Origin of the sequence: Brevibacterium sp. W7.2 (genome assembly GCF_018137945.1) — a bacterium.
GTDB classification, from domain to species: domain Bacteria; phylum Actinomycetota; class Actinomycetes; order Actinomycetales; family Brevibacteriaceae; genus Brevibacterium; species Brevibacterium sanguinis.
The window spans coordinates 2,669,321-2,691,329 of the sequence record NZ_CP073089.1 but is presented as its reverse complement, the minus strand read 5'-3'; the positions used below and the strand labels follow the sequence as shown (position 1 = coordinate 2,691,329).

Annotated in this window: 18 protein-coding genes and 3 rRNA genes; 14 read left to right on the top strand and 7 right to left on the bottom strand. The window is 65.1% G+C overall.

Translation table 11 applies throughout. The features are described 5' to 3' along the window. Positions 1 to 99: 99 nt before the first annotated feature. The 4 genes from J9315_RS12105 to J9315_RS12090 all read right to left on the bottom strand — a co-directional run bounded on the left by J9315_RS12105 (position 100) and on the right by J9315_RS12090 (position 3,903). A complete protein-coding gene (locus tag J9315_RS12105; RefSeq protein ID WP_198498230.1) occupies positions 100 to 876 on the bottom strand; it encodes an enoyl-CoA hydratase in 777 nt (258 codons plus the stop codon). Next, the gene (locus J9315_RS12100; protein WP_198498231.1) at positions 873 to 1,913 is read right to left on the bottom strand and encodes an enoyl-CoA hydratase/isomerase family protein; all 1,041 of its coding nucleotides are present in this window, start codon (positions 1,911 to 1,913) and stop codon (positions 873 to 875) included. Before J9315_RS12100 ends, J9315_RS12105 begins: the two co-directional genes overlap by 4 nt. A gap of 1 nt (position 1,914) precedes the next feature. Then, on the bottom strand, positions 1,915 to 3,081 hold the full coding sequence (locus J9315_RS12095) for an acyl-CoA dehydrogenase family protein (RefSeq protein WP_198498232.1): 1,167 nt from the start codon (positions 3,079 to 3,081) through the stop codon (positions 1,915 to 1,917). Positions 3,082 to 3,387: 306 nt separating this feature from the next. Continuing rightward, entirely contained in the window at positions 3,388 to 3,903 is a 516-nt protein-coding gene (locus J9315_RS12090; RefSeq protein ID WP_198498233.1) for a MarR family transcriptional regulator, read from the bottom strand. A gap of 34 nt (positions 3,904 to 3,937) precedes the next feature. On the opposite strand from J9315_RS12090, the gene J9315_RS12085 reads away from it, so the two are divergent. The 4 genes from J9315_RS12085 to rrf all read left to right on the top strand — a co-directional run bounded on the left by J9315_RS12085 (position 3,938) and on the right by rrf (position 10,423). Then, positions 3,938 to 4,630 carry an SOS response-associated peptidase gene (locus J9315_RS12085; protein WP_198498234.1) on the top strand — a complete coding sequence of 231 codons (693 nt, stop codon included), beginning with the start codon at positions 3,938 to 3,940 and terminating at the stop codon, positions 4,628 to 4,630. 504 nt (positions 4,631 to 5,134) lie between these two features. After that, positions 5,135 to 6,661 (top strand): 16S ribosomal RNA (locus J9315_RS12080). 393 nt (positions 6,662 to 7,054) lie between these two features. Next, positions 7,055 to 10,168 (top strand): 23S ribosomal RNA (locus tag J9315_RS12075). A 135-nt stretch (positions 10,169 to 10,303) separates the two neighbouring features. Then, a 5S ribosomal RNA gene (gene rrf / locus J9315_RS12070) occupies positions 10,304 to 10,423 on the top strand. Together the 16S, 23S and 5S rRNA genes form the textbook arrangement of a ribosomal RNA operon. 185 nt (positions 10,424 to 10,608) lie before the next feature. On the opposite strand, the gene J9315_RS12065 is transcribed toward rrf, so the two are convergent. Further along, positions 10,609 to 11,265 (bottom strand): GNAT family protein, encoded by a 657-nt coding sequence (locus J9315_RS12065; RefSeq protein WP_198498235.1) that lies wholly within the window; start codon positions 11,263 to 11,265, stop codon positions 10,609 to 10,611. Between the two features lie 110 nt (positions 11,266 to 11,375). After that, complete coding sequence (locus J9315_RS12060; RefSeq protein ID WP_211977954.1) at positions 11,376 to 11,891, bottom strand: flavin reductase family protein; 516 nt, start codon at positions 11,889 to 11,891, stop codon at positions 11,376 to 11,378. 31 nt (positions 11,892 to 11,922) lie between these two features. Here J9315_RS12060 and J9315_RS12055 point away from each other — a divergent pair, with 31 nt between their 5' ends. Together J9315_RS12055 and J9315_RS12050 are read left to right on the top strand one after the other, a co-directional pair. Beyond that, a complete protein-coding gene (locus J9315_RS12055; RefSeq protein ID WP_137826860.1) occupies positions 11,923 to 12,177 on the top strand; it encodes a DUF3039 domain-containing protein in 255 nt (84 codons plus the stop codon). Beyond that, a complete protein-coding gene (locus tag J9315_RS12050; RefSeq protein ID WP_211977953.1) occupies positions 12,178 to 13,959 on the top strand; it encodes a DEAD/DEAH box helicase in 1,782 nt (593 codons plus the stop codon). A 7-nt stretch (positions 13,960 to 13,966) separates the two neighbouring features. Here J9315_RS12050 and J9315_RS12045 read toward each other — a convergent pair whose 3' ends face one another. Further along, positions 13,967 to 15,286, bottom strand: coding sequence for a nicotinate phosphoribosyltransferase (locus tag J9315_RS12045; RefSeq protein WP_211977952.1), 1,320 nt, complete (start codon positions 15,284 to 15,286; stop codon positions 13,967 to 13,969). A gap of 52 nt (positions 15,287 to 15,338) precedes the next feature. Between J9315_RS12045 and clpS the strand changes: the two genes are divergently transcribed. The 8 genes from clpS to J9315_RS12005 all read left to right on the top strand — a co-directional run bounded on the left by clpS (position 15,339) and on the right by J9315_RS12005 (position 22,009). After that, complete coding sequence (gene clpS, locus J9315_RS12040; RefSeq protein WP_140955566.1) at positions 15,339 to 15,644, top strand: ATP-dependent Clp protease adapter ClpS; 306 nt, start codon at positions 15,339 to 15,341, stop codon at positions 15,642 to 15,644. Between the two features lie 3 nt (positions 15,645 to 15,647). Further along, positions 15,648 to 16,232 (top strand): DUF2017 family protein, encoded by a 585-nt coding sequence (locus J9315_RS12035; RefSeq protein WP_198498239.1) that lies wholly within the window; start codon positions 15,648 to 15,650, stop codon positions 16,230 to 16,232. Beyond that, positions 16,229 to 17,050, top strand: a complete 822-nt coding sequence (locus tag J9315_RS12030) for an MBL fold metallo-hydrolase (RefSeq protein ID WP_198498240.1) — start codon at positions 16,229 to 16,231, stop codon at positions 17,048 to 17,050. Before J9315_RS12035 ends, J9315_RS12030 begins: the two co-directional genes overlap by 4 nt. 122 nt (positions 17,051 to 17,172) lie before the next feature. Further along, complete coding sequence (gene rph / locus J9315_RS12025) at positions 17,173 to 17,898, top strand: ribonuclease PH (RefSeq protein WP_211977951.1); 726 nt, start codon at positions 17,173 to 17,175, stop codon at positions 17,896 to 17,898. Continuing rightward, on the top strand, positions 17,895 to 18,500 hold the full coding sequence (rdgB, locus tag J9315_RS12020) for an RdgB/HAM1 family non-canonical purine NTP pyrophosphatase (protein WP_211977950.1): 606 nt from the start codon (positions 17,895 to 17,897) through the stop codon (positions 18,498 to 18,500). The genes rph and rdgB overlap by 4 nt, the downstream gene beginning before the upstream one ends. A 144-nt stretch (positions 18,501 to 18,644) precedes the next feature. Then, positions 18,645 to 20,144, top strand: a complete 1,500-nt coding sequence (locus J9315_RS12015) for an ABC transporter substrate-binding protein (RefSeq protein WP_211977949.1) — start codon at positions 18,645 to 18,647, stop codon at positions 20,142 to 20,144. Between the two features lie 12 nt (positions 20,145 to 20,156). Continuing rightward, positions 20,157 to 21,104: an ABC transporter permease gene (locus tag J9315_RS12010; protein ID WP_211977948.1), complete on the top strand. Its 948-nt coding sequence runs from the start codon at positions 20,157 to 20,159 to the stop codon at positions 21,102 to 21,104. Continuing rightward, complete coding sequence (locus J9315_RS12005; protein ID WP_211977947.1) at positions 21,101 to 22,009, top strand: ABC transporter permease; 909 nt, start codon at positions 21,101 to 21,103, stop codon at positions 22,007 to 22,009. Before J9315_RS12010 ends, J9315_RS12005 begins: the two co-directional genes overlap by 4 nt.

Sequence of the window (22,009 nt, the reverse complement as noted above, 5' to 3'; positions counted from 1 at the left end):
ACTCTAACTGAACGAATGTTAAAAATCGGTGCGAGGGGAGCAGAAAGCGGGGGCGCGGCCGATGATTCGGCTGCGCCCCCGCTTCGCGGTCGCCCTCGGTCAGGAGTCGGTGAAGTTCGGATCCCGCTTCTCGACGAAGGCGGCCATGCCCTCGGTCTGGTCGTTCGTCGCGAGCACCGAGTGGAAGAGGCGGCGCTCGTAGCGCAGGCCCTGCTCGAGCGTCGTGTCGAAGGCGACGTTGATCGCCTCCTTGACCATCGCCGAGGCGATGAGGGACTTCCCGGCGATCGTGCGGGCGATCTCGTTCGCCGTCGACAGGAGTTCCTCGGGGGCGACGACGCGGGCGACGAGGCCTGAGCGCTCGGCCTCCTCGGCGTCCATCATCCGCCCGGTCAGGCACATGTCCATCGCCTTCGCCTTGCCGACCGCCCGGGTCAGGCGCTGGGACCCGCCCATGCCCGGGAGCACGCCGAGGTTGATCTCGGGCTGGCCGAACTTCGCCGTCGTCGCGGCGATGAGGATGTCGCCCATCATCGCGACCTCGCAGCCTCCGCCGAGGGCGTAGCCGCTGACGGCGGTGATGATCGGCTTGCGGACGTTCGTCAGGCGCTCCCAGCCGGCGAACCAGTCGGCGCGGTAGGCGGTGGCGAAGTCGAGTTCGGACATCTCCTTGATGTCCGCGCCGGCCGCGAACGCCTTCTCGCTGCCGGTGATGATGATCGCGCGCACCGCGTCATCGGCGTCGAACCCGGTCGCCGCATCGGTGATGTCGGTGAGGACCTGGAGGTTGAGCGCGTTGAGCGCCTTGGGCCGGTTGATCGTGATCGTCGCGACTCCGTCGTCGACGGAGGTGAGGATGGTTGCGTAGTCGCTCATGAGAACACCTTGTCTGTCTGCTCGGTGGTGAGGATGGCGGTCACGGTGGCGTCGTCGACCTCGCTGAGGGAGGCCGGCGACCACTGGGGGCTGCGGTCCTTGTCGATGACCTGCGCGCGGATGCCCTCGCGCAGATCGGGGCGGCGCGTCATCTCGACGGCGATGCGGTAGTCCTGTTCGAGCACCTCGGCGAGCGTCATGTCCGCGGCCCGCCGCAGGGCGGCCAGGGTCACCTTCACCGAGGTGGGGGCCTTCGTCCGGATGAGGGCGGCAGCCGCGTTCGCCTCGGGGTTCGCATGGGCCTCGAGGCGGGCGAGGATGTCCTCGATGTCATCTCCGGTGTAGCACTCGTCGATCCAGGCGGCCGCCTCGGCGAGGTCATCGGCCGGGGCGTCCGCGGCATAGCGGGAGACGACGGTGTCGACGTCCTCCCCGGCTTCGAGGTCGGCGATGAGGGCGGGGAGGTCGGCTTCGGGGACGTAGTGGTCGGCGAGGTCGAGGGCCAGCGCCGCGCCCGGGCCCACCGCGGTGCCGGTCAGCGCCAGGTGCGTGCCGAGCTCGCCGGGAGCGCGCGCGAGCAGGTAGGTGCCGCCGACGTCGGGGAAGAGTCCGATGCCGGTCTCGGGCATCCCGACCTTCGTCGAGTCCGTGACGATGCGCTCGGAGCCGTGCCCGGAGATCCCGACGCCGCCGCCCATCGTGATGCCGTTCATGATGACGACGTAGGGCTTCGGGTACTCGGCGATCGCGGCGTTCATCCGGTACTCGCGGTTCCAGAACTTCGCGTTCTCGCCCGTGCCCTCGACGATGTCGGTGTAGACGGCTTTGATGTCCCCGCCGGCGCACAGACCGCGCTCGCCGCGGCCGGTGACGAGCACGGTGGTCACGGTGTCGTCGTCGTACCAGCTGCGCAGGGCGTCATCGATGCCGGCGACCATGTCGAGGCTGAGCGCGTTGATCAGCTTCGGCCGGTTGAGTTCGATCCGTCCGAGGCCGCCGGACGCTGTGGCGATGATGCTCGGATTCTCTGTCGTCATATCAGCCCACTCCTGTGCTCTTGCGCGAGATGATCACGCGCATGATTTCGTTGGTGCCTTCCAGAATCTGGTGGACGCGCAGGTCGCGAACCAGCTTCTCAATCCCATACTCTGTCAGATACCCGTAGCCGCCGTGGAGCTGGAGGGCCCGATTGGCGACGTCGAAGCCGGTGTCGGTGGCGGTGAGCTTCGCCATCGCCGAGAGCAGGGACGTGTTCGGGTCGCCCGCGTCGTAGGCGTTCGCGGCCCGCCACAGGAGGGAGCGTGCGGCTTCGAGCTTCGTCTGCATCTCCGCGACCTCGAAGCGCAGCGCCTGGAAGCCGGTGAGCTCGGTGCCGAAGGCCTGGCGCTCGCCCATGTAGTCGATGGCCTTCTCGAGCGCGGACTGCCCGCCGCCGAGCGAGCACGCCCCGATGTTGAGGCGGCCGCCGTCGAGGCCGGACATCGCGATCTTGAAGCCCTGACCGAGGTCGCCGAGCATGTTCTCCTTCGGCACTCGGACGTTCTCCATGATGACCTGGCGGGTCGGCTGGGCGCGCCAGCCCATCTTCTGCTCGTTGACACCGAAGCTCAGTCCCTCCATCCCCTTCTCGAGGATGAACGCGGAGATCCCGCGGGCGCCGTCCTGCCCGGTGCGGGCCATGACGAGGTAGGTGTCGGTCGACCCGGCGCCGGAGATGAACTGCTTGACGCCGTTGAGGACGAAGTGGTCGCCGTCCTCGCGCGCCGAGGTGCGCAGGGCACCGGCATCGGAGCCGGCGTTGGGTTCGGTGAGGCAGTAGCTGCCGAGGTGCTCCATCGAGACGAGCGGGAGGAGGTACCTCTCCTTCTGCTCCTCATTGCCGTACTTGTCGATCATCCACGCGACCATGTTGTGGATCGAGATGTAGGCGGCCACCGACGGGCAGCCGGTCGACATCGCCTCGAAGATCAGGGCCGCATCCATCCGGCCCATCCCGGTGCCGCCGGACTCCTCACGGACGTAGATGCCGCCCATGCCGAGTTCCGCCGACTTCCTGATGACGTCGACGGGGAAGTGGTGGTTGGCATCCCAGTCGAGTGCGTAGGGGGCGATCTCCGTGTCGGCGAAGTCGCGGACCATGGCAGAGATCGTCTGCTGCTCCTCGGTGAGGCCGAACGGCAGGGCAGTCACAGTGCTGCGGGACATGGTTCCTCCAGGATGACGGGTGAGCGGTGGTGCGCTCGTGCGGGGTGGGCGGGGTGACCGCGATCACGGGCACGGCATTGTCATCAGGATACGGAGAATTTACTAGGACGTCCAACTAATTGCCCCGAGGCCGCTCTCACCTGGTGGTGAGCGGAGAGCAGAGAGCGGAGAGCAGAGCGCGGTCCGGGAGGGCGGTGGGGGAGTCCCGGCAGAGTTCTGGTGTCAGGCAGAGTTCCGGAGCCGGGCAGAGTTCCGGAGTCGGGCAGAGTTCCGGAGCTCGGTGGACTCAGGAGTGCAGCAGGCGAATCAGGCGGGGTCTTCGAGGCGCACCCGCAGCGCCTCGAGGTGGGGGAGGAGCTCGCCTCCATCGGTGCCGGAGACGGCAGGGGACGTGAAGACCTCGTCATTGAGCGCCGAGGTGGCGCGGGCGGCGAGCTCGCGACCGGCCTCGGTGAGGTCGACGAGCGTGGTCCGGCGGTCGTCGGGATGGCTGCGGCGACGGACGAGGCCGGCCTTCTCGAGGCGATCGACGGAGTTCGTCGTCGACGTCGCGTGGACCTGGAGGCGCGCGGAGATCTTCGACATCGGCAGGGTGCCGGACTTCGTGAACGAGAGCAGAGTGAGCACCTCGTAGCGCGAGAACGTCAGGGAGAAGGGCTTGAGCGCGGCGTCGACCATCGCGAGGAAGAGCTGGTGGACGCGCATCACGGAGATGACGGTGTTCATGCCGTCCGCGGCCTCATCCCAGCCGTGCGCGAGCCACTGCTTCCGTGACTCCTCGATGGGATCGAACCGTACCGCTGTGCTCTTCTCCGGCGCCATTGTCGACAGTGTAGTGAAGTGAGAGGATTGGCGCATGTGCGGTCGACTCAACCTGTCATCTGACCCGGCGGACCTCGCCGACGAGCTCCGCCTCGACGTCGTCTCCTACGACTACACCCCGCGGTACAACGTTCCTCCGGGTGCCGACATCCCCATCGTCGTCGAGCGCCTCGACGACGACGGACAGCTCACCCGCCGCCTCGAAGCGGCGTCGTGGGGACTCGTGCCCAGCTGGGCGAAGGACCGGGCGATCGGGTTCAAGGCCTTCAACGCGCGCTCGGAGACGGTGCTCGAGAAGCCGATGTTCCGGCAGGCGATCAAGCGCCGGCGGTGTGCCCTTCCCATCCCGGGCTACTACGAGTGGGAGGTCACCGAGGACGGCAAGCAGCCGTGGATGATGTCGGCGGCAGGCCAGGACCCGCTCTTCATGGCGGGGCTCTTCGAGTTCTGGAAGCAGCCCGACGACTCCTGGCTCGTGTCGACGTCGATCCTCACGATGGAATCGGCCGGTCATCTCCGCGACGTCCACGACCGGATGCCGGTGTTCCTCGGTCGTGACCACATCGACGACTGGATGAATCCGGCGCTGCCGAGCGGCGAGGTCCCCGACCTGCTGGCGGCCACGCTCGCCCAGGTCGATCCCGCGAGCGTGACGAAGCACCGGGTCGGCAAGGCCGTCGGCAACGTCCGCAACGACTCCCCGGCCCTCATCGAGCCGGTCGCCTGAGGACGCTGGACCGCCGGAATCCCGCGAGGTGCGGGGGCTCGTTGGAGCGGTGAGCGAGATCACCCTCCGAACGGCATTCTGCCCCTTGTGGGCGCCGATCCCGGTGGTGTAGAGTAGATCGAGCTGCCGGCCCAATGGGCCACAGCGAACGCTTCAGATGGATTTCGATCCAAGTGACGCGGAGGTGAACTCCGGGTTGCGGACATCGATGAGACACTGTAGAGTAGAGATCCGCTGGTACGGCGGGCCGCAAGGCGAAGAGTACCAAATCCTGTGGATGCCCCCGGTTGATCACGCGGAAAATGTTTCGTGTGATGGTTGGGTGTGTGTTTGTGGTTTGAGAATCCAATAGCGTGTTTGTTTGAACAATGTGATGCCAGAAAATTTTTTCTGGTAAGACAACCACACCATGACCCATTGCCTGGGTTGTGGTGGTATGGGTCACCGTGTCCACCCCCGTGGGCGTGGTGACTGTCTTGCCGGGATCACTGAAGTAAAGAATTTTTTATGGAGAGTTTGATCCTGGCTCAGGACGAACGCTGGCTGCGTGCTTAACACATGCAAGTCGAACGCTGAAGCCCCAGCTTGCTGGGGTGGATGAGTGGCGAACGGGTGAGTAACACGTGAGTAACCTGCCCCTGACTTCGGGATAAGCCCGGGAAACTGGGTCTAATACCGGATACGACCGTCCCACGCATGTGGGATGGTGGAAAGTTTTTTCGGTTGGGGATGGGCTCGCGGCCTATCAGTTTGTTGGTGAGGTAATGGCTCACCAAGACGACGACGGGTAGCCGGCCTGAGAGGGCGACCGGCCACACTGGGACTGAGACACGGCCCAGACTCCTACGGGAGGCAGCAGTGGGGAATATTGCACAATGGGGGAAACCCTGATGCAGCGACGCAGCGTGCGGGATGACGGCCTTCGGGTTGTAAACCGCTTTCAGCAGGGAAGAAGCGAAAGTGACGGTACCTGCAGAAGAAGTACCGGCTAACTACGTGCCAGCAGCCGCGGTAATACGTAGGGTACGAGCGTTGTCCGGAATTATTGGGCGTAAAGAGCTCGTAGGTGGTTGGTCACGTCTGCTGTGGAAACGCAACGCTTAACGTTGCGCGTGCAGTGGGTACGGGCTGACTAGAGTGCAGTAGGGGAGTCTGGAATTCCTGGTGTAGCGGTGAAATGCGCAGATATCAGGAGGAACACCGGTGGCGAAGGCGGGACTCTGGGCTGTAACTGACACTGAGGAGCGAAAGCATGGGGAGCGAACAGGATTAGATACCCTGGTAGTCCATGCCGTAAACGTTGGGCACTAGGTGTGGGGGACATTCCACGTTCTCCGCGCCGTAGCTAACGCATTAAGTGCCCCGCCTGGGGAGTACGGTCGCAAGGCTAAAACTCAAAGGAATTGACGGGGGCCCGCACAAGCGGCGGAGCATGCGGATTAATTCGATGCAACGCGAAGAACCTTACCAAGGCTTGACATACACCAGACCGGCTGGAAACAGGTCTTCCCCTTTGGGGTTGGTGTACAGGTGGTGCATGGTTGTCGTCAGCTCGTGTCGTGAGATGTTGGGTTAAGTCCCGCAACGAGCGCAACCCTCGTTCTATGTTGCCAGCACGTGATGGTGGGAACTCATAGGAGACTGCCGGGGTCAACTCGGAGGAAGGTGGGGATGACGTCAAATCATCATGCCCTTTATGTCTTGGGCTTCACGCATGCTACAATGGCTGGTACAAAGAGAAGCGAACCCGTGAGGGTCAGCGAATCCCTTAAAGCCAGTCTCAGTTCGGATCGTAGTCTGCAATTCGACTACGTGAAGTCGGAGTCGCTAGTAATCGCAGATCAGCAACGCTGCGGTGAATACGTTCCCGGGCCTTGTACACACCGCCCGTCAAGTCACGAAAGTCGGTAACACCCGAAGCCGGTGGCCTAACCAGTTTTCTGGAGGGGGCCGTCTAAGGTGGGACTGGTGATTGGGACTAAGTCGTAACAAGGTAGCCGTACCGGAAGGTGCGGCTGGATCACCTCCTTTCTAAGGAGCACACCAGTATGGTGCCCACCGATCAGAACCCGATCGTGGTTCGGGTGGGCTGCTCAAGGGTGGAACATCACATTTGTCGCTCGTCCAACCAGCGTTGTCGGGGTGATGTGCCTCGGGTGACGGTGGTGTGGGTGGCGGATAGAACGAGCACGCTGTTGGGTCCTGGAACCGCAAGTGTGGTTCCACAGGCCCCAACCCAACCCGCTGCTGGCAGTACTGCTGCCTGGTGTGGGGTGGTGTTTGGTAGTGGTTTGAGAATCGTATAGTGGACGCGAGCATCAAGCACCAGCCTTTTGGCTGGTGTGTAGTGTGATTTTCTTTGAGTCAAAAATTCTTAGTGTGATATTTTCGCGCACACACACATAACCACCCGGATCGGGTGGTGTGTGAGTGTGTAAGAGCGCATGGTGGATGCCTTGGCATCAGGAGCCGATGAAGGACGTGGAAATCTGCGATAAGCCTCGGGGAGCCGATAAACGGGCTGTGATCCGAGGATGTCCGAATGGGGAAACCCCGCCACATGTGAGTGTGGTGACCCGCATCTGAATATATAGGGTGTGTGGAGGGAACGCGGGGAAGTGAAACATCTCAGTACCCGTAGGAAGAGAAAATAAGAATGATTCCGGGAGTAGTGGCGAGCGAAACTGGATGAGCCTAAACCCTGACAGTGTGAGAGCGTGCTGGTGTTGCTGTTTGGGTGTTGTGGGGTGTGTGTGTTCGGTTCAGCATGACCGAGACGCTGATGTGTGTGATCTGTAGTCGAACCTGGTGGGAAACAGGACCGCAGTGGGTGAGAGTCCCGTAGACGAAACAGGTCACCCCGGTGTGATGCATGTCCCCGAGTAGCACGGAACTCGTGGAATTCCGTGTGAATCTGCCAGGACCACCTGGTAAGGCTAAATACTTCCTGATGACCGATAGCGGATCAGTACCGTGAGGGAATGGTGAAAAGTACCCCGGGAGGGGAGTGAAAGAGTACCTGAAACCATGTGCTTACAATCCGTCAGAGCCACCATTGGTTGTGGTGATGGCGTGCCTTTTGAAGAATGAGCCTGCGAGTTAGCGGTGCGTGGCGAGGTTAACCCGTGTGGGGTAGCCGTAGCGAAAGCGAGTCCGAACAGGGCGATATCAGTCGCGTGTCCTAGACCCGAAGCGGAGTGATCTAGCCATGGGCAGGGTGAAGCAGCAGTAAGATGTTGTGGAGGCCCGCACCCACTTCAGTTGAAAATGGAGGGGATGACCTGTGGTTAGGGGTGAAAGGCCAATCAAACTCTGTGATAGCTGGTTCTCCCCGAAATGCATTTAGGTGCAGCGTTGCGTGGTTCTTGCCGGAGGTAGAGCTACTGGATGGCTGATGGGCCCCACCGGGTTACTGACGTCAACTAAACTCCGAATGCCGGTAAGGTTCAGCGTGGCAGTGAGACAGTGGGGGATAAGCTTCATTGTCGAGAGGGAAACAGCCCAGACCATCAACTAAGGCCCCTAAGCGTGTGCTGAGTGGGAAAGGATGTTCAGTTGCGAAGACAACCAGGAGGTTGGCTTAGAAGCAGCCACCCTTGAAAGAGTGCGTAATAGCTCACTGGTCAAGTGATTGAGCGCCGATAATGTAGCGGGGCTAAGTACACCGCCGAAGTTGTGGCAGCACCACAGATAGCCGTAATGGTGTGGTGTTGGGTAGGGGAGCGTCGTGTCGCCAGTGAAGTCGCCGTGTGAACGAGTGGTGGAGGCGTCACGAGTGAGAATGCAGGCATGAGTAGCGAAAGACGGGTGAGAAACCCGTCCACCGGATGACCAAGGGTTCCAGGGCTAGGCTAATCCGCCCTGGGTAAGTCGGGACCTAAGGCGAGGCCGACAGGCGTAGTCGATGGACAACCAGTTGATATTCTGGTACCGACACACAACCGACAATACCAAAACACATGACACTAACTCCCCCGCGTGCCCGTGGTGCCTTCGGGTGCCTGGTTGGCATTGTGGGCGAGGACCTGAGTGTGGAGTCGGTCAGCGTGAGGTGTGACGCAGAAAGGTAGCCAGGCCACGCGATGGTTGTCGTGGTCTAAGGTCGTAGCACGTGGGGGTAGGCAAATCCGTCCCCACACGAGTGTGAGAGCTGATGGGCGCCCCACAATGGTGGGGTGATCTGGTGATCCTCTGCTGCCGAGAAAAGCATCGACGTGAGGGTGTGTGTTGCCCGTACCCTATAACCGACACAGGTGGTCAGGTAGAGAATACTAAGGTGATCGAGAGAATCGTGGTTAAGGAACTCGGCAAAATGCCCCCGTAACTTCGGGAGAAGGGGGGCCATCCTGGTGAAACACCCACGCGGTGTGGAGCTGGTGGTGGTCGCAGAGGCCAGAGAGAAGCGACTGTTTATTAAAAACACAGGTCCGTGCGAAGATGTAAGTCGATGTATACGGACTGACGCCTGCCCGGTGCTGGAAGGTTAAGAGGACCCGTTAACCCGTAAGGGTGAAGCGGAGAATTTAAGCCCCAGTAAACGGCGGTGGTAACTATAACCATCCTAAGGTAGCGAAATTCCTTGTCGGGTAAGTTCCGACCTGCACGAATGGCGTAACGACTTCTCTGCTGTCTCAACCACGAACTCGGCGAAATTGCATTACGAGTAAAGATGCTCGTTACGCGCAGCAGGACGGAAAGACCCCGAGACCTTCACTATAGTTTGGTATTGGGCTTCGGTGTGGTTTGTGTAGGATAGGTGGGAGATGTTGAAGCCTGGTCGCCAGATCGGGTGGAGTCGGCAAGTGAAATACCACTCTGACCATTCTGGATTCCTTAACTTCGGACCCTGATCGGGTTCAGGGACAGTGCCTGATGGGTAGTTTAACTGGGGCGGTTGCCTCCTAAAGAGTAACGGAGGCGCCCAAAGGTTCCCTCAGCCTGGTTGGCAATCAGGTGTCGAGTGTAAGTGCACAAGGGAGCTTGACTGTGAGACGGACGTGTCGAGCAGGAGCGAAAGCTGGGACTAGTGACCCGGCCATGGCTTGTGGAAGCGTGGTCGCTCAACGGATAAAAGGTACCTCGGGGATAACAGGCTGATCTTGCCCAAGAGTCCATATCGACGGCATGGTTTGGCACCTCGATGTCGGCTCGTCGCATCCTGGGGCTGGAGTCGGTCCCAAGGGTTGGGCTGTTCGCCCATTAAAGCGGTACGCGAGCTGGGTTTAGAACGTCGTGAGACAGTTCGGTCCCTATCCGCTGCGTGCGTAGGAAATTTGTGGAGGGCTGTCCTTAGTACGAGAGGACCGGGACGGACGAACCTCTGGTGTGCCAGTTGTACCGCCAGGTGCATGGCTGGTTGGCTACGTTCGGGAAGGATAACCGCTGAAAGCATCTAAGCGGGAAGCCTGCTCCGAGATGAGATTTCCATCCCATTTTGTGGGGGGAGGTGCCCAGGAGAACACTGGGTTGATAGGCCGGGTATGGAAGCACAGCAATGTGTGGAGTTGACTGGTACTAATACGCCGATCACTCACACAACCCTTTCGGGGTTGGTGTGTGCGGGAAAGTTACAACGGGTTTTTGATGAGACCACTGTGTGGTGTTCGCGTTCGCTGTGCGGTTCTTGGACCATTACCACACACAGGTAAGTGTGTGTGGGTGGTTGGTTGGTTTTGCGGTGGTGATAGTGGTGGGGAAACGCCCGGTTAACCGTTCCGATCCCGGTAGCTAAGCCCATGTCATGCTGATGGTACTGCAACTTGGTGGTTGTGGGAGAGTAAGTGACTGCCGCAATATTCTTTGGGGGAGGGGATCCTGGTTCAACAATTGGTTGGACCAGGGTTCCCTCCCTTTTTTGCATTCACGCACCGGACCGAGTGTCGGGCCGGTTGGTGTGGTGGTGGGGGACTGGTGAGGTCCCCACTTTTTGCATTCACCCATCGGATCGGGCTTCGGGCCGGCGGTGGTGCCTGCTGCGTTCAGGTCGGGGTGTCGAGTCCGAGGAAACGGCGGACTGCCTCGGTGCCGGTGACCTCGACCGGCTCGGGCCCGCGGATGATGTCGGCAGCCGGCAGCACCAACTGATGCTCCGTGTGCGCGTTGCCGTCCTGGACGACGATGCGCTTCTGCCCGTTCGGAGAATAGCCGAGCTTCTCCGAGACCCGGCGACTCGCATCGTTGCCGTCGATATGCGCGGTATGGAAGACCTCGACGTCGAAGTTCTCGGCGAAGGCGGTGACGACGGCACGACGCATCTGCGTCCCATACCCCTGACCCTGCTCGACCCGTGCCAACCACGATCCTGTCGTCACCGACTTCGTGGCGAGGAAGTCCTTGCCGGTGATGCCCTGCAGGCCGATGACCCGTCCGTCGACTCGGACGGTGAACTCGATCGTCCACTCCTGCTGTGAGAAGTTCGCCCGAGTGGCCCACTGGAAGTGAGCGATGTTCTTCGCGATCTCCTCATCGGTTCCCGAATCCCAGTCGACGAGGAACGCCGGCGCATCGTCACGTCGGACTCCACCACGGGCGATCTCCGCGAGTTCGGGATAGTCGGACTCTCGCGTCGGCGTGAGCTCCATCGTTCCCATCGTGATGCGCAGCCCGAAGGGCGGCCAGATCGCTGCCAAGTCCATGCCCCGAGTCTAAGGCTCAGGGACCCCGAGGGGGGTCAGCGTGCCGGAAGGGGACTCCGCGTGCCGGCAGCGACGTGTCGCGCACCCATCGCGGTACGGAGAGGGGAGGATCAGCGGGGGCCGATCGTGCCGTAGGCCTTGCGCCACCGCAGCAGCGGCTGCGACTTGCCGCTGTCGGCACCGGCGCCGAGGGCGATGACCTCCCCGACGACGAGACTGTGGGTGGCGACTGCGAGGATGTCGGTGAGCCGGAGCTCGAACCAGGCGATCGCGCCGTCGAGCACTGGCTGTCCCGACCGCGGAGCGGGGAAGTTCCCGATCCCTCCGAGCGCGCCGTAGAGCGGCTGACCCGAGGCGCCGAGGCGCTCGGAGAGATCCCGCTGATCGGAGGCGAGGACGGAGATCGCGAAATGGTCGCTCATCTCCAAGGTCTCCATCATCCGCGACCCCGAGTAGATGCTCACCGCCATCGTCGGCGGATCATAGGAGACATCGAGGAACGAGTCGACGGTGATCGCGTGCGCCGCCTGCCCGCGCCTGGCCGAGACCACGGCGACGGCGGCGGCGATGTCGTCACTGAGCTCGCGGTAGCGCTCTGTGAGCGAATACTCGTGGGACCGATCCATGGTTCTCATTCTAGGGAACTACAATGGAGCCATGACCTATCCAGCTACAGGCGGTTCGGCGACGATCGAGCGCGAGCAGAGCGAGCAGCTTGTCGAACCCGGTGACCACGAACGGTACAGCCACTACGCGCCCAAGGACAAGATCATGGAGTCCATGGTCACGGGCACCCCGCTCATCGCCCTGTGCGGAAAGGTGTGGGTACCGAGCCGGGACCCCGAGCGCTTCCCCGTCTGCCCCAAGTGCAAAGAGATCTTCGAATCGATGCCTGAAGGACCCAAGGAGTAGATGGCCGCGGAACGTCTCCCAGGGACCTCCGCCGCCGAACAGCTCCCACCGGCCTTCCCCGAGCGCGCAGCGTGGGGAACGGCCGGCAAACTGCGCGCATGGCAGGCCGAGGCCCTCGACCTCTACTTCCGGGATCAGCCCAAGGACTTCCTCGCTGTGGCGACCCCGGGCGCCGGCAAGACGACGTTCGCGCTGCGCCTGGCCGCCGAGCTCCTCGCCCAGCGCGTCGTCAACCGCGTCACCGTCGTCGCACCCACTGAACACCTCAAGGTCCAGTGGGCCGATTCGGCCGCGCGCGTCGGCATCAAACTCGACCCGCACTTCAAGAACTCGCAGGGCAAGCACGCCCCCGGATACCACGGCGTCGCCCTCACCTACGCTCAGGTCGCCGCGAAGCCGGCGCTCCACCACAACCGGACCGCTGCCGGGCGCACCCTCGTCATCCTCGACGAGGTCCACCACGCCGGTGACGCCCTGTCCTGGGGCGACGCCGTGCGAGAGGCCTTCGGCCCGGCGGTGCGGCGCCTGTCGCTGACCGGCACCCCGTTCCGGTCGGACACCTCGCCGATCCCGTTCGTCACCTATGCCCCCGACGCCGAGGGCATCCGCACCTCCGTCGCCGACTACTCGTACGGCTACGGCCGCGCACTCAAGGACTCCGTCGTCCGTCCCGTCCTCTTCCTCGCCTACGCCGGTGCGATGTCCTGGCGGACGAAGGCCGGAGACGAGATGTCGCACGTCCTCGGCGAGGAGACGACGAAGGACATCAACTCCCAGGCCTGGCGGACCGCGCTCGATCCCGCCGGCGACTGGATCCCCGCCGTGCTCAAGGCCGCCGACATCCGGCTCACCGAGGTCCGCCGCACCGTCCCCGACGCCGGCGGCCTCGTCATCGCCACCGACCAGGATGCCGCGCGCGCCTATGCGAAGGTGCTGCGCGAACTCACTGGGGAGAGGCCCACCGTCGTCCTCTCCGACGAAGCCGGCGCCTCGGCGCGCATCGAGGAGTTCCAGAACTCGACGGACCGGTGGATGGTCGCCGTGCGCATGGTCTCCGAAGGCGTCGACGTCCCGCGCCTGTGCGTCGGCGTCTACGCGACCTCGTCGTCGACCCCGCTCTTCTTCGCGCAGGCCATCGGCCGCTTCGTGCGCGCCCGCAAACGCGGGGAGACCGCCTCGGTGTTCCTGCCTTCGGTCCCGATCCTCCTCGCCCTGGCCAACACGATGGAGGTCGAACGCGACCACGCCCTCGACCGGCCGCGCAACGAGGACGAGAACGACGTCGTCGTCTTCGACGATCAGGCCCTCGAACAGGCCAACCGCAACGAGGGCGCATCCGATCAGCTCGGGTCGTTCGAAGCCCTCGGCGCCGAGGCGCTCTTCGACCGGGTGCTCTTCGACGGCGGTGAGTTCGGCACCGGCGGCGCGATCGGCTCCGAGGACGAACTCGACTTCATCGGCATCCCCGGCCTCCTCGAACCCGAACAGGTCCACGAGCTGCTGCGCACCCAGCAGGCCAGGCAGGCGCAGCGGAAGACCGCGGCGGCCCCGCCCGCGGCGGAGGTCCACACCAGCGAACTCGAGCACCGGGCGATGAAGGAGGAGCGCGATCAGCTCCAGAGCCTCGTCGGCGCGTGGTCGCGGCGGACCGGCACCCCGCACAAGAACGTCCACGTCGAACTCCGCAAGGCGTGCGGCGGCCCGGCGGTCGCCCAGGCCACCCGTGAGCAGATCCAGGCGCGGATCAAGAAGCTTCAGGGCTGGTTCATCGGCAAGAAGTGACGCGGCCTCAGTTCGCGTAGAAGACCGTGGGAATCGCCGGCTCGCCGTCCTGGAGGCGGCGGGCCGACCGCGGCAGCTCGGCCAGCGACTCGTCGTGGCGGGCGCACGCCTTCTTCACCCCGCCGGGACCGGTGAACGACTCGTCGACCTCACCGGCGACGACGAGGTCGACCGACAGGTGCCTGCCGTCGTCGAGATCGGCGGGCAGGTCGGGAATGCCGACGGCCTCCTCGACGGCGATCGCCCCATCGATGAGGCGCCTGGCCTCCTTGTGACCGCCGCGGGAGGGCTTGCCGCTGGAGTTCTTCGCCACCGCCGTCCACGTCCCCGCTTCGTCGGCGCGGGCCACGAGCTTGTAGACGAGTCCCGCCGCCGGTGCCCCTGACCCGGTGACGACCCGCGTGCCGACACCGTACGCGTCGACGGGGGAGGCCGCGAGAGCGGCGATCGCATACTCGTCGAGGTCGCTCGTCACCGTGATCGTCGTATCCGTCGCGCCGAGGCGGTCGAGGCCTGCCCGCACCTCGCTGGCCTGCTCGATGAGGTCGCCCGAGTCGATGCGGACCCCGCCGAGGCGGTCGCCGGCGAGGTCGATCGCCGTCCGCAGCGCCTCCTCGACGTCGTAGGTGTCGAGGAGCAGCGTCGTCTCGGTGCCCAGTGACGACAGCTGTGCGGCGAACGCCTCGCGTTCGGAGTCGTGGAGGAGCGTGAACGAATGGGCCGACGTGCCGATCGTCGGCAGGCCGTATTCGAGGCCCGCGGCGAGGTTCGACGTCGAGGAGAACCCGCCGATGACGGCCGCGCGGGCGGCAGCGACCGCGGCATGCTCGTTCGTCCGCCTCCCGCCCATCTCCGCGCACGGACGATCACCGGCGGCCTGCGCCATGCGGGAGGCCGCCGAGGCGACCGCGCAGTCGTAGTTGAGCGCGGAGAGGATGAGGGTCTCCAAGATGACGCCCTCGGCGAAGCTCGCCTCGATCGTCAGCAGCGGTGAGCCCGGGAAGTAGATCTCGCCTTCGGCATATCCGCGGATCGTGCCGGTGAACCGGTAGTTCGCGAGCCAGTCGATGGTCTCCCTGTCGACGATCTGCTCACGGCTGAGGAAGCTCAGCTGCTCATCGTCGAAGCGGAAGTCCCCGAGCATCTCGAGGATGCGACCGGTGCCGGCGACGACGCCGTAGCGGCGTCCGGCGGGAAGGCTGCGGCCGAAGACCTCGAAGAGGCTGCGGCGGTGAGCAGCTCCGGATCTCAAGGCGGCCTGCACCATCGTCAATTCGTACTGATCGGTGAAGAACGCAGTGGAACCGGTGCGTGTGAGATCACTCATAGGCGCGATCTTACGTCACGACAGCCTCGGCGATCTGCCGTATTGTGGAAACGTGAGCAATCCAACGACCCCTGTCCTCGAGCCCGATGTCCGGGAGCGGACCGACCAGGACAGGGCCCGACCATGGAAGACCGTCGTCTTCAACGACCCGGTCAATCTCATGAGCTACGTCAGCTACGTCTTCCAGAGCTACTTCGGCTATTCCGCGGAGAAGGCGCACACGCTCATGCTCGAAGTCCACGAGAACGGACGCTCCGTCGTCGCCACCGGCGGACGCGAGGAGATGGAGCGCGACACCCAAGCGATGCACGAATTCGGCCTGTGGGCCGCGTGCCAACCAGATACAGGATCCGACTGACGCATGGCCGCGATAGATGCTCGAGGGGACGACGTCGTCCTCAGACTCGAGGACAACGAACGTTCCCTCATGCTCACCGTCTTCACCGACCTCGCCGCACTCCTGACCGAGGAGACCGAGGACGGCGATGAGGACAGCCGCCCCGATTCGGAGAACTGGGAGGCCCGCCTCGGCCTCATCGAACGGCCCCGACCCGACGACCCGGCCCTGCTCCGCCTCTTCCCCGACGTCGACCCCCTCGACGAGGAGCGGTCCGCGGAGTTCCGCCGCCTCACCGAGTTCGACCTCGCCCAGGCGAAGGCGCACAACGTGCGGATCATCCTCATGGGCCTGCGCCGCGGAGCCGCGATCACCCTGACCCGCGACGAGGTCCTCGCATGGATGAAGGGACTCAACGACCTGCGGCTCGTCCTCGCCGTGCGCCTGGGCATCGACACCGAGGAGGCCCAGGAGGAGACGTACGCCCGCCGCGGCGACCTCGACGAATCCGAAGAGCTCACCCTCACCCTCTACGACTTCCTGACCTGGATCCAGGACCGTCTGACGACGACCCTGCTCGCGGAGATGCAGGGGGACGACGACGCATGAGACTCACCGCCCTCGGCACCGCCGGGTCCTTCCCCGGACCCGGATCCGCCGCCAGCTGCTACCTCGTCGAGACCGACGAGGAGTCCCCGACGAGGATCGTGCTCGACCTCGGATCCGGGGCGCTGACCCCGCTCCAGCAGGCCGTCGACCTCGACTCCGTGTCCGCGGTCGTGCTCAGCCACCTCCACCCCGACCACTGCATGGACATGATGGGGCTCTACGTCCGGCACTGCTACGACCCGCGCTTCTTCAGCGGCGACATCACCGACACCGGCACCATCAGGACCCGCACGACCGTCCTCGCCCCGGCCGGGGCGAAAGAGCGGCTGACCCGGGCCTACCAGACGCCGCCGGGCAAATCCCCGGTCGCAGAGGGCTGCGAGGACACCGACTTCGGCCGGCCCTTCGAGTTCGTCGACCTCGACGACCGGGCCGTGATGACCATCGGGTCGCTCACCGTCGAGGCCTTCCTCGTCGCCCATCCCGTCGAGACCTACGCGCTGCGGATCACCGATGCCGCCGGCCGGGTGCTCGTCTACTCCGCCGACACCGACGAATGCGACAACCTCGTCGCCGCTGCCGCAGGCGCTGACCTCTTCCTCTGCGAAGCCGCCTTCCAGGAGGGCCGGGACACCGTGCGCGGCGTCCACCTCACCGGTCGCCGCGCCGGTCGGGTCGCAGCGACCGCCGACGTCAAGTCGCTCGTGCTCACCCACATCCCGGTGTGGACGAACTGCACGATCGTCCGCGGCGAAGCCGCAGGCGAGTACCGTGGACCCATCGAACTCGCGAAGCCCGGAGCCTGGTGGACCGTGTGAGGCGTTCTCGCCACCCATTGCCGACTCCGCCGACGCCCGATCAGCCACCACCCGCAGAGCCACAACCCACAGAGCCATCGAACACCCAGCCACCATCCACCGAGACTGAGGACGGACGAACCATGACGCGTGCCGACGGACGACAGGCAGACGAACTCCGCGATGTGAAGATCACCCGTAACTGGATCACCACGGCCGAGGGCTCGGCGCTCATCGAGTTCGGCAACACCCGCGTCCTGTGCGCGGCCTCGCTCACCGAGGGCGTGCCCCGCTGGCTCAAGGGCCAGGGCCGCGGCTGGGTGACCGCGGAGTACGCGATGCTCCCGCGCGCCACGGACTCCCGCAGCACCCGCGAATCCGTCAAGGGCAAGCTCGGGGGCCGCACCCATGAGATCTCCCGCCTCATCGGCCGCAGCCTGCGCGCCGTCATCGACATGACGAAGCTCGGGGAGAACACCCTCGTCCTCGACTGCGACGTCCTCCAAGCCGACGGCGGCACCCGCACCGCGTCGATCACCGGCGCCTACGTCGCGATGGCCGATGCCATCGAGCGCGGACGCTCGAGCGGCATCATCCCGGCCGCGAACCGCCCGCTCATCGACTCCGTCGCCGCGATCAGCGTCGGCATCGTCGAGGGCAAGCCCGTCCTCGACCTGCCCTACGTCGAGGACTCGACGGCCGAGACCGACATGAACGTCGTCATGACCGGGTCGGGCAAGTTCGTCGAGGTCCAGGGCACCGCCGAAGGCGCCCCGTTCGACCGGGACGAACTCGGTGCCCTCCTCGACCTCGCTGCGAAGGGCTGTGCGGACCTCACCGAACTCCAGGCCGAAGTGCTCGGCCGATGACGACGTTCGTCCTCGCCACCCACAACGAGAAGAAGAAGCGCGAGCTCCTCTCCATCCTCCTGCCCGTCCTCGGTGAGGACACCACGGTGCTCACCGCCGCCGAGGCGGGCCTGCCCGATGTCGCCGAGACCGGGGTGACGTTCGAGGAGAACGCGCTCATCAAGGCCCGGGCCGCGGCGCGGGCCACCGGGAGGACGGCGATCGCCGATGACTCCGGCATCGCCGTCGATGTCCTCGGCGGGGCCCCGGGCATCTTCTCCGCCCGCTGGGCCGGCCGGCACGGAGACGACGCCGCGAACCTCGAGCTCCTCCTCGCCCAGCTGTCCGACATCGCCGCCGAGCACCGCGGCGCCCAGTTCCGCTGCGCGGCCGCCGCCGTCACCCCCGACGGACGCGAATTCGTCACCGAGGGCGTCATGCCCGGGCACCTGGCGACCGCTCCGGCCGGCGACGGCGGTTTCGGCTACGACCCGATCTTCGTCCCCAGCGGGTCGGAGATCAGTGCCGCCGAGATGACGCCGGAGGAGAAGAACGCGCGTTCGCACCGGCGCATCGCCTTCGACGCGCTCGCCGCGATCCTCGGCGCCGAATCGGGACTCTGAGACCGCCTCGGTGACGGGGTCCTGCCGCAGGCGGCAGTCCCGTTCCAGATCAGCCGCTCACGATGTGACCCCCGCCACGTTCACGGGGTCCGGGCTCGGATACACTGACAGAGCCGATGGGCATCCCGAACGACGAGGTGAACGATGAAGACTCCGCGCGCCACACTCCTGGTCGCGGCCGCAGCCGCTGCGACCCTGTTCCTGTCAGCGTGCTCCGCGGGAGCCTCGGACCCGGGGGAGGGGCAGAACGACTCGATGGCGATCGCGTTCACCGCCGAACCGGTCAACCTCGACTTCACCTCGACCTCCGGGGTGGCGATCCCTGAGGCGCTCATGGAGAACGTCTACGAATCCCTCGTCCGCGTCGACGAGCAGGGCAAGATCCAGCCCGCCCTCGCGCAGGAGTGGGAAGTCTCCGATGACCGGCGGACCTACACGTTCACCCTGCGCGACGGTGTGACGTTCTCCAACGGCGCGGAGCTGACGAGCGAGGACGTGAAGTACTCGTACGAACGCGTGCAGAACGAGTGGCAGAACCCGCTGAAGTCGAAGATGGACATCGTCGAGGAGATCGCGACCCCCGATGACTCCACCGTGGAGATCACCCTGGCGAAGCCGTCGAACATGTGGCTGTTCAACCTCACCACCCTCGTCGGTGCTGTCTTCGACACTGCCGGCACCGACGACCTGGCGAACCAGGCGATCGGGACGGGCCCGTATGCCGTCGACGCGTTCACCCGCGGTCAGTCCATCGACTTCGTCGCCCGCGACGACTACTGGGGCGAGCAGCCCGCGGTGGCCAACGTCGAGTTCAAGTACTTCAAGGACGCCGTGTCGGCGGCCAACGCCCTGAAGTCCGGGGAGATCGACGTCGTCTCGAACCTGCAGGCCCCGGAGCTCGCGAGCGAATTCCAGAGCGACGAGTACCAGATCGTGTCCGGGACGACGAACGGTGAAGTCGTCCTCTCGATGAACAACGCCGAGGGCATCTTCGCCGACAAGGCTGCCCGCGAGGCCGTGATGTACGCCGTCGACCGCCAGGCCGTGCTCGACACCGCGTGGGCCGGCTACGGGGAGCTCATCGGGTCGATGGTGCCGCCCACGGACCCGTACTACGAGGACCTCACCCAGGTGTGGCCCTACGACCCGGAGAAGGCGAAGACGCTCGTCGACGAGGCGGGGATCAGCGGCGAGGAGTTCGCCTTCACCGTGCCGAACCTGCCGTATGCGAAGGCGATCTCCGAGATCGTGTCCTCCCAGCTCGAGGCCGTCGGGCTGAGAGCGAGGATCGAGACGCAGGAGTTCCCGGCCGTGTGGCTCGACAAGACCTTCACGAAGCACGAGTACGACATGTCGGTGATCAACCACGCCGAACCCCGCGACCTGCTCACGGTCTTCTCCTCCGACTACTACACCGGCTACGACGACACGACGATCAAGGAGCTCGCGGAGAAGGCCGACACCGGCACCGAGGAGGAGTACATCTCCGGCATGAAGGACATCGCCCGCACGATCACCGAGGATGCCGCCGCCGATTTCCTCTTCCTCTTCCCCAATCTCGTCGTCGCGAAGGCCGACGTCAGCGGGATCCCGGCCAACCGCGTCTCCGACGCCTTCCGCATCGCCGATCTCAGCTGGGCGTGAGACCCGTCGCCCATGCTCGCCTACATCCTCGGTCGGTTCGTCCAGTTCCTCCTCTCCCTCCTCGTCGCCTCGGTGATCGTCTTCGCGCTGATGAGCGTCCTGCCGGGCAATGCGGCTCAGGTGGCGCTGGGGACGAACGCGACGCCGGAGGCCGTCGCCGCCCTCGAAGCCCGGTACGGTCTCGATGAGCCCCCGATCGTCCGCTACCTCGACTGGGTCGGCGGCATGGTCCAGGGCGACTTCGGCACCTCGTACGTCACGGGCACGCAGATCACCCCGGTCATCGTCGACAGCGTCCAGGTCACCGCGATCATCGTCGTCACCGCGATCGTCCTCGCCGTCGCCATCGCCGTGCCGCTGGGCACCTTCGCCGCCCTCGAGCAGCGCAACTGGGTGGGCGCGACGATCTCCGCACTCAGCCAGGTGGGGATCGCGATCCCCAACTTCCTCGCCGCCATCCTCCTCGTCATGGTCTTCTCCCTCACCCTGGGATGGTTCCCCTCCCAGGGGTGGACGGCGCCGATCGAGGGCTTCGGCGACTTCCTCGCAGGCCTCGTCCTCCCCGTCGTGGCGCTCGCCCTCGTCCAGGCCGCGATCCTCACCCGCTACGTCCGCTCGGCGGTCCTCGACGTCATGCGGGAGGACTTCATCCGCACCGCCCGGGCGAAGGGCCTGACCCGCACCCGGGCGCTCTTCGCCCACGGTCTGCGCAATGCCGCGATCCCCGTCATCACCGTCGCCGGCGTCCAGCTCGCGACCCTCCTCGTCGGCGCCGTCGTCATCGAGCAGATCTTCGTCCTCCCCGGCATCGGCTCGGAGCTCGTGCGGGCCGTGGCCAACCGGGACCTGCTCACCGTCCAGGGCATCGTCATGGTCCTCATCGTCCTCGTCCTCATCATCAACTTCATCGTCGACCTCCTCTATCCCGTCGTCGACCCGCGTCTGAGGAATGCCGCATGAGCGAGCCCAACCCGCGCGACACCGTCGCCACCGACCCCGCCGCGGCAGCGCCCGCCGCTCCCGGCCGGCGGAGGCGGCGCCGCCTCGGTGCGCCGCTGCTCATCGGGGGCGTCCTCGTCGTCCTCATCGTCGCCCTCGCGCTCGTCTCCTTCGTCTGGACCCCGTACGACCCGGGCGCCGTCGACCCCGCCGCGCGCCTCGAATCCGCGAGCCCGGCACACCCCTTCGGCACCGACCGGTTCGGCCGCGACACCCTGACGTGGATCATGTACGGGGCGCGGATCACGCTCATGGTCGGCGTCGTCGCCGTCGGCATCGCCCTGCTCATCGGCACCCCGATCGGCATCCTCGCCGCCGTCTTCGCCCAGTACCCGTGGGGCGGGTGGATCGGCGCCGCGATCATGCGCGCCAACGACATCCTCCTCGCCTTCCCCGCCCTGCTCCTGGCGATCATCTTCGCCGCCGTCTACCAGCCCGGCACCGGACCGGCGATGGCCGCCGTCGGCATCGCCTCGATCCCCGGGTTCGCCCGCGTCTCCCGCTCCGGCACGCTGCAGGTGCTCGGCTCCGACTACGTCCGCGCGGCCCGCGCCGCCAACCGCAGCCCCGGCGCGATCGCCGTCGTCCACGTCCTGCCCAACATCGCTGGCATGGTCATCGTCCAGGCCTCCGTGACGTTCGCCATCGCCGTCCTCGCCGAGGCGGGGCTGTCCTTCCTCGGTCTCGGCACCCAGGCGCCGGTGCCGTCATGGGGACGGATGCTCCAGGAGTCCCAGCAGTTCCTCACCACCCACCCCGAACTCGCGCTGTGGCCGGGCCTGTTCATCGCGCTCGCCGTCCTCGGGTTCAACCTCCTCGGCGACGGGCTGCGGGACCGCTTCGACCCGAAGATGGAGGTGCGCTGA